6 protein-coding genes are annotated in these 8,423 nt (G+C 29.0%); 5 read left to right on the top strand and 1 reads right to left on the bottom strand.

Translation table 11 applies throughout. From position 1 onward, the window contains the following. Positions 1-147: 147 nt before the first annotated feature. From H8S10_RS13385 to H8S10_RS13375, 3 genes are all read left to right on the top strand, one after another. Complete coding sequence (locus tag H8S10_RS13385) at positions 148-597, top strand: hypothetical protein (protein WP_186839219.1); 450 nt, start codon at positions 148-150, stop codon at positions 595-597. A 287-nt stretch (positions 598-884) separates the two neighbouring features. After that, entirely contained in the window at positions 885-2,480 is a 1,596-nt protein-coding gene (locus H8S10_RS13380; protein WP_186839218.1) for a beta-N-acetylhexosaminidase, read from the top strand. Positions 2,481-2,734: 254 nt separating this feature from the next. Next, positions 2,735-4,186 carry a protein adenylyltransferase SelO gene (locus H8S10_RS13375; protein WP_186839217.1) on the top strand — a complete coding sequence of 484 codons (1,452 nt, stop codon included), beginning with the start codon at positions 2,735-2,737 and terminating at the stop codon, positions 4,184-4,186. 348 nt (positions 4,187-4,534) lie between these two features. Here H8S10_RS13375 and yaaA read toward each other — a convergent pair whose 3' ends face one another. Continuing rightward, complete coding sequence (gene yaaA / locus H8S10_RS13370) at positions 4,535-5,275, bottom strand: peroxide stress protein YaaA (RefSeq protein ID WP_055266350.1); 741 nt, start codon at positions 5,273-5,275, stop codon at positions 4,535-4,537. 185 nt (positions 5,276-5,460) lie between these two features. Here yaaA and H8S10_RS13365 point away from each other — a divergent pair, with 185 nt between their 5' ends. Both H8S10_RS13365 and fucO read left to right on the top strand, forming a co-directional pair. Then, a complete protein-coding gene (locus H8S10_RS13365) occupies positions 5,461-6,837 on the top strand; it encodes a clostripain-related cysteine peptidase (protein WP_186839216.1) in 1,377 nt (458 codons plus the stop codon). A gap of 303 nt (positions 6,838-7,140) precedes the next feature. Continuing rightward, positions 7,141-8,298 (top strand): lactaldehyde reductase, encoded by a 1,158-nt coding sequence (fucO, locus tag H8S10_RS13360; protein WP_186839215.1) that lies wholly within the window; start codon positions 7,141-7,143, stop codon positions 8,296-8,298. The last annotated feature ends 125 nt before the right edge of the window (positions 8,299-8,423 follow it).

Raw genomic sequence — 8,423 nt, 5'->3', positions numbered from 1 at the left:
GTATATGCTATTAGTTTTATCCAAAGGAGCAAAAATGATACTGAAAAATTTGAGTGATATAAAAAATCTTGGCCATAAAGGCCTTGATATATAAGGGTTAAGAAATATGATTAACCCTAAATAGTATTAATTATTAAGGTGATAAAGATGGATGAAATAATATGTTCCAATAAGGATTTAGGGAATATTGCAGAAATAAATGTAAACAGTAATTGTAGCCTTGTAAGTTTTGTAGTAAAGTTTTGCAAACTAATTAATTGTTGTAGGTATTTTGTTGTATTGCAGTTACAAGCAGACTTTGGCGATGGAGATGGGTTTGTTAATGTTGCGATATTAAACAAAAAATTTTGTGCAATTAATAATAGGATACCACCTTATAGGTGTATTAATTATAATGTATTTTTCAACAATATAGTTATTGATGTTCCTATTTGTAAGGATGTGGTAAAATATAGGATTAAGCTTATAGGTATAAATTGTGTCGGAATTATTAAATGTCGCAAGAAGTTAAACAAAGAAGATAATGATTTAAATGATACTAATAGTTGCTGCAATAAATATATTGGAAAATGCGTTATAAAGATACATTCTTCTTAAAAGTTAATTTAGAGATTAATACAGAATCATAAGAAATTTAATATATATAATAATTATTAGAAATTATGGCAACTGTAGAGATTTTACCCCTTTAGTTTTTACTTCTGGGGATTTTTTTTATTTCTATATACTTAGAAAGTTTTCAGGTAAGCACTTTTCTTTTTAGGATAGTAAAAATATTGTATAACAAATTAATATAACAAAAGTATAGAAAATAATTATTGGTTATAAAATAACAATAAGCTTTATTATTATGAAAATTTATTGATGTATAGGATGGTGAACAAATGAGGAATACATTTAATAAGAAGTGGAGCAAAAAAAATATATTTAGTATAACATTAGCAGGTATAATAACCTTTTTAATAGTAATTGCTAATAATTATAAAGAGGTAAAATCAGAAGAGAATAATAGTAATAGTATTATACCAAAGCCATTAAGTTATGAAGAAGGTGTTGGTGAATTTAACATAACTAAAGATACTTCTATTTATATTAATGGTAAAAATGAAAAAGAAACAAAAGAAATTAATAAAGTTGCAGAGTTTCTAAAGGAAAAATTACAACCAGCAACAGGGTTTGAATTAAATATTATTAAAGGGGATAATCCACCTCAAGGTAATATTTATTTGACTACAGTAGGTGGAGAGGAATCTCAAGGTAATGAAGGGTATCAGATGATAATAAATGATGAAGGAGTTAAGATTATTGCATTTAAACCAGAAGGGCTTTCAAGAGGAGTTCAAACATTAAGACAGTTATTACCAGCATATATTGAAGGCAATGCAGTTGTTGATAATGTCAGATGGATAGTTCCTGTGGCAACTATAGAGGATAAACCAGAATATAGTTATAGAGGATTGATGATTGATGTAGCAAGACATTTTTTCACTGAAGAGGAAGTAAAGCGTCAAATAGATTTAGCTGCTCAATATAAAATAAATAGAGTTCATTTACATCTTAGTGATGATCAAGGGTGGCGTTTGGAAATTAAGAAGTATCCAGATTTAACCTTAATAGGTGGTAGTACTGAAGTGGGTGGAGGCCCTGGTGGATATTATACTCAAGAGCAATTTAAAGAAATAGTTGAATATGCTCAAGAAAGATATGTAGAAATAATTCCTGAGTTTGATATGCCTGGACATAGCAATGCAGCATTGGCATCTTATGGATTTTTAAATCCAGATGGAGAGAAGAAGCCATTATATACAGGAATAGAAGTGGGATTTAGCACTTTTATGACCCATAGCGAAAAAACTTATGAATTTATAGATGATGTAATTAAAGAGGTTTCAGCAATATCACCATCAAAATATTTTCATATAGGAGGAGATGAAGCAGAGGCAACTCCAAAAGCAGATTATAACTATTTTGTAGGAAGAGTAGCTAAAATAGCTGAGAAGTATGGAAAGACTCCTATAGGATGGGATCCAATAGATACATCTCCAGAAATAAATTCAAGTGTAATATTACAAAATTGGAAGGACTCTAATGAAGAGGCTAGAAAAAAGGATATGAAAATGATAATCTCAATAGCAGGTAAAACTTATTTAGATATGAAATATAATGAGAGTACTCCATATGGATTAGATTGGGCAGGATATATTCCAGTAGAAACTGCATATAATTGGGATCCTACTGATTTTGCACCAAAAGATTTAGTATTAGGTATAGAAGCACCATTATGGACTGAAACAATTTCAACTCAAGACCAAATGGATTATATGATATATCCAAGGCTATTAGGTTATGCAGAGATAGGATGGACACCTAAGGAAAATAGAGATTGGAATGAATATAAGGTTAGATTAGAAAAACAAGGCGAAAGAATGTTTAATGAAGGTATAAATTACTATGAAGACCCTACTATATGGAGTGATTAATTAGGAGATATAAGATAAGTAGGGGAATGTTCAAATAAAGATTTGGGCTACCAATATTATTTGGTGGTCCTTATTATTTCAGGTTGAAAGTATAAGTGAGTTAATAAATATAGAGATTAAGAAAGTATTTTATAATAATAACTATCTTTTAATAATGATTATAATAATATATAATTTTATAAAAACTAATATAAAAATTATAACCATGGGTAACTTAAGTATGTGAAGAGTTACTATTTATAATTTTGAAGGAGATGAGAAAAATTAAATTAGAAAATACATATATAAAATTACCTGAAGTTTTTTATAGTAAGCAAAAACCAAGTCATGTGCCTAAACCTAAGCTTGTTGCTTTTAATTATTCACTAGCAGAAGAATTAGGATTAGACGTAAAATATTTAGAAAGTTCAGAAGGTGTGGAAATACTTTCAGGAAATAAAGTTTTAGAAGGGACAACGCCTATAGCTCAAGCTTATGCAGGACATCAATTTGGATATTTTACAATGTTAGGTGATGGAAGAGCTGTACTGCTAGGAGAATTTATAACACCTAAAAATGAAAGATTAGATATTCAGCTAAAAGGTTCAGGTGAGACACCATACTCTAGAGGTGGAGATGGAAAAGCGTCACTAGGACCTATGCTTAGAGAGTTTATTATAAGTGAAGCTATGTATGGTCTTGGAATTCCAACTACTCGTAGTTTAGCCGTAGTTGAAACAGGTGAGACAGTCATTAGGGAAAGATTATTGCCAGGAGCAGTATTAATACGTGTAGCTTCTAGTCATATAAGAGTTGGAACTTTTCAATATATAGCAAGCTATGGATCAATTGAAGATTTGCGAGCTTTAGCAGATTATACTATTGAAAGACATTATAAAGAGTTAGTTAATGAAGAAAATAAGTATCTTAAATTCCTTAAGGAAGTAATAGAAAAGCAAGCTGACTTAATATCTAAGTGGCAATTAGTAGGATTTATTCATGGTGTTATGAATACAGATAATGTGACTATTAGTGGAGAAACCATCGATTATGGACCTTGTGCATTTATGGATATATATAATCCTAGTACCGTATTTAGTTCAATAGATAGAAGTGGACGTTATGCTTATGGAAACCAACCTAATATAGGAGCTTGGAATCTTGCAAGGTTTGCTGAAAGTTTACTACCATTATTAAGTGACGATAAGGATGAAGCTATTAATATAGCTCAAGAAACTATATCTGAATATCCTAAAATCTTCAAGAAAAAATGGTTAGCAGGAATGAGAGGTAAATTGGGATTATTTAATGAAGAAGTTGAAGATGAAGCCTTAATAAATGAACTTTTAACCATTATGGAGAAAAATAAAGCAGATTTCACAAATACATTTAGAGCGTTAACTATGAATAAAGTAGAAGACACTGGTATGGTAGGAAAAGAAGAATTTGATAGATGGTATGAAAGATGGCAACAAAGGCTTACAAGACAAGATAAAACTAAAGAAGAAGTATATAAACTTATGAAAAGTAATAATCCATCAATTATCCCAAGAAATCATAGAGTTGAAGAGGCCTTAGAAGCTGCTGTTAAGAATTCAGATTATACGGTCATGGATAAGCTTTTAGAGGTTCTTAAAACTCCATATGATTATAGTGAAGATAAAGAGGAATATATATCATTACCTAAAGAAAGTAAAGTTCCATATAAAACTTATTGTGGAACTTAAGAAATAAAGTGCGAATTAATATGACGTAGAAAATAATAAAATTAATAGCTACAGAAACTAACCCACTCGCTAAGAACTTTTAGCCACTAGCTTATGTTAAAATGCTAAAATTTAAAAACTCGCGAGCTCAAACATTTAAATTTCTTAACGCATTTTCACAACGATATTGGCTAAAGTTCTAAAGCTCATTCTATGTTTCTTACACTATTAATTTTATCATTTTCTGATATGTAATAATCATTTCTTAAATTTCTAAAAAACTACATAAAGTAAGAGTAATGAATTGAGCTGCAAGGAACTATCATGATAAACCTTTGGATAAACTATAATTTGATTACCCTAAGTTATTTATTTTAAAAATACAAATTCATTTTCCGATGAATGTTTTTCTGAGTATTTAAATGATAAATCAGAAAAGTTTTTTATATCATTAATATTATGTATATTATTTGTAGCTAAATATCTAACCATAAGACCTCGAGCCATTTTCGCTTCAGTGGCTTTAACTTTGATCTTAGAGTCTTTTAGGGACCCAAATATACAGGTAATATATTTATCTTCTGGAGTTAAGTACTTTTCAATTGTTTTGCTATATTCTTTGGAAGCTAGATTTAAGATTATATCACTATCTTTACGTACTTCTTTATATATGTTGTCACCCCAAAAATCGTAAAGGTCTTTAAAGTTGTTCGTTTTAAGCTTGGCCTGCATTTCTAATCTATAAGGAGTTACTCCATCAAAAGGTTTTAATACACCATAAAATCCAGAGAGTATTTTTAAATGCTTATTTATATACTCAAATTCTTCGTTGGAAAAAGAATTAGGTGACATATACTTATATTGAATACCTTCGTATGAAAGTATACAGGGGGTAAAACCTTTAGTTAAATCCATATGTAAATATCTATCATAGTTAAGTTCAGCAATTTGATCATTACAAGCTAGTAATTGTTTTAAATTTTCATAAGAAAAACTTTTTAAAGTATCATAAAGAATTTGTGTTTTATCAATAAAGCATGGTATAGAAGTTGGTGATAAATCATCATCACATATATTCATTTTTTTTGCTGGTGAAATGATAATACTAATATTTTCTTTTGTCATAAAATCATCTCCTTTTAAGTTTTTTTCAAGTATATCATATAATAAATGAATATTTTGGTACTAGATATAAATATTAAACAATTTTATTATAATCAATTTTTAGAAATTATGAGATGATTTATATAAGTTATGATATAATTTTATAGTAGTTAAAATTTAAGGGGATATTTATGAAAAAGATATATAGATATATAGAAATAATAGTAATTAGTATTTTAACTGTTTTTATGTTTACTATGTGTACAAATAGTAAAAGTACATCAGAGGAAAATGCCGTTGTTCAAATAGAAGATGATGTTAATGAAATAAATGAAATTGTTGAAGTTGAAGAAAGCGTAGTTGAAAACTTAAAAAGAGATTACAGAACAAATATTAAAGGAAATAATGAAGACGTTGTTACTTTAATGATATACATGTGTGGATCAGATTTAGAATCCGAATATGGTGCAGCAAGTGTTGATATAAATGAGATTTTATCTGCAGATATAAGTGAAAATGTAAATGTATTAATTCAAACAGGTGGATGTGTAGATTGGACTAACGATCAAATTAGTGAAGAAAGATCACAAATATTTTCAGTTGAAAATGGAGAGTTACAATTAGTAAATGATGATGTAGGTTTAAAGAATATGGCGGAATCAAGTACCTTAACAGAATTTATAAATTACTCTAAAGAAAGCTATCCAGCTAACAGATATGGTTTGATAATTTGGAATCATGGTTTTGGAACACTTGAAGGTTTTGGACATGATGAAAATTTTGAAAATGATAATATGGATGTTTATAGTTTAGCAAAAGCTTTGGATGACAGTAATACATATTTTGATTTTATAGGTTTTGACGCGTGTTTTATGTCTACAGTAGAGGTAGCTTATACTCTTGAACCTTTTGCAGATTATTTAATTGCATCAGCTGAAATTGAACCTTTTGCAGGCTGGTATTATACTAATTGGCTAAATCAATTATCAAATAATACATCTATAGATACAGTAGAACTTGGAAAAATAATTATCGATGATTTTGTAGAACATAACTCACGCAGGGAAGTTCCAGAAAATGCAGTATTGTCAATTACAGATTTAACTGAGATAAGAGTTACCTATAATGAAATATGTAAATTATTAAGTGAAATAAATGAAGAGTTAGAAAATGGTGGCTTTGAAAAAATATCTTTAATAAGAAGTGAAGTTGAAGCTTATGCAGAGAATTTAACAGACCATGTAGATATATTAAGATTGGCAGAGATGATAAATTTAAATTCATCACAAAAAGTAATAGATGCTATAAATAACTCAGTTAAATATACTGGAAAAACTACTACTATGGCTGAAGTAGGCGGATTATCATTGTACTTCCCTTATTATAAGATGAATTATTTTAGTAAATTTCAAGATAACTTTGAAAGTTTAAATTTAAATAAAGAGCATTTTGAATTTGTAAATAATATTACTAATGTTATAAAAGAAGGTAAGATGGAAGTTATAGGTGAAGCACGTAAATTTGAAGAAGATAAGGAAGCTGAGATTAACAGATATAATAGTCATTAAATTATAGAATTATAATCAAGAGATATAATTTTTAGTTACAAGTGATAAGTGGCGGATTAATAGTGAAAAAATTCATTATTAACCTGTCACTTTTATTTTTATTATTAAGGTTAAATAAAGAATAATTTGAAATTAAATTTACATGATTTATTATTTAAGAGTAATTGATATAGATTTAAAAATAGTGTAATGATGAATGATAATATATTAGCTATATTGTTGTTTTGTTAAGAAAATAGATATATAATTTATATGTAAAATATTTACAAATAATAGGGCGAATAAATATGAGGAGGTTATAAAATGAAAAAGTTTGTGTTAAACGAGACAAGCTATCATGGAAGTGGTGCAATAAATGGAATAGTTGATGAGGTTAAAGCTAGAGGGTTTAAGAAAGCTTTAATAGTAACTGATTCAGATTTAGTTAGATTTAATGTTGTTAAGAAGGTAACTAACTTATTAGATAAAAATGAATTAGTTTATGATATCTATGATGAAGTAAAAGCTAATCCAAGTGTAAAAGTTGTTCAGAATGGTGTTGAAAGATTTAAGGAAAGTGGAGCAGATTATATGATAGCAATTGGGGGTGGATCTCCTCAAGATACTGCAAAAGCTATAGGGATAATAATAAATAATCCAGAATTTGCTGATGTTAAGTCTTTAGAAGGTGTAGCACCAACTAAAAATAAGAGTGTACCAGTTATAGCTGTAGCAACAACAGCAGGAACAGCAGCTGAAACTACTATAAACTATGTTATAACTGATGAAGAAAAGAGAAGAAAGTTCGTATGTGTTGACCCACATGATATACCTGTAGTTGCGGTAGTTGATCCAGATATGATGAGTAGCATGCCAAAAGGATTAACAGCAAGCACAGGATTAGATGCTTTAACTCATGCTATTGAAGGTTATACTACTTTAGGTGCATGGGAATTAGCAGATACATTAAATTTAAAGGCAATAGAAATAATAGCAAGAAGCTTAAGAGCGGCAGTTGAAAATGATCCAAAAGGAAGAGAAGATATGGCTTTAGGTCAATATATGACTGGTATGGCATTCTCAAATGTTGGATTAGGAGTTGTTCATGGTATGGCTCATCCATTAAGTGCTTTTTATGATACACCTCATGGAGTAGCAAATGCAGTGTTATTGCCATATGTAATGAGATATAACAAAGATTATACAGGAGAAAAATTTAGAGAAATAGCTAGAGTTATGAACGTAGCTGGCGTTGATGAAATGACTCAAGAAGAATATAGAGAAGCAGCTATAAATGCAGTTATTCAATTATCAAAAGATTGTAATATACCTCAAACATTAAAGGAAATTGGAGTTAAGGAAGAAGATTTAGAAGCTTTAACAGATGCTGCAATGGCTGATGTTTGTACTGGCGGAAATCCAAGACCTTGTGTAAGAGAAGAAATTTTAGAACTTTATAAAGAAGCATATAGAGGGATTTAGTTCACTGAATAGAGGTAAATTTTGACTTCATTAATATTTGTAAGTGACTTTGTCTAGGAAAAAGTGATTTGTTTAAAGGGAAATATGTCTGTAGCAGAGATGTTGCAGACATATTTTTTGTATAA

Source organism: Clostridium sp. NSJ-49, assembly GCF_014287725.1.
Taxonomy (GTDB): domain Bacteria; phylum Bacillota; class Clostridia; order Clostridiales; family Clostridiaceae; genus Clostridium; species Clostridium disporicum_B.
This window is presented reverse-complemented; position numbering and strand designations above follow the sequence as displayed.